Here is a 281-nt window from a genome sequence, read left to right as displayed (position 1 = left end):
CCGGGCGCCGGCGAAATTCCGCGGGAACCCCCGGTGAAACCTGACAGAAGATGTCGGGTATGGACGGTTGGCTGGGGCCATGACTTTCACCTGGGCGGATTTCCGATCCGCGGAACCGGACTTCGCCGACACCGTGCGGCGGCGATTCCAGAAGCATCCCCACCAAGTCCTCGCGACTCTCCGCAAGGACGGCTCGCCGCGTGTATCGGGACTCGAAGTGCCCTTCCTCTTCGGGGAGTTGTGGCTCGGCATGATGCCCAATTCCCTCAAGGCCCGGGATC

At 64.4% G+C, this 281-nt stretch carries 1 pseudogene; it reads left to right on the top strand.

Going from position 1 to position 281, the window contains the following annotated elements:
* Window positions 1–79: 79 nt before the first annotated feature.
* Window positions 80–281: pseudogene (locus BFF77_RS36375) on the top strand (chitosanase); the annotation flags it as partial.

This window comes from Streptomyces lushanensis (assembly GCF_001700515.1).
Lineage (GTDB): Bacteria > Actinomycetota > Actinomycetes > Streptomycetales > Streptomycetaceae > Streptomyces > Streptomyces lushanensis.
This window is presented reverse-complemented; position numbering and strand designations above follow the sequence as displayed.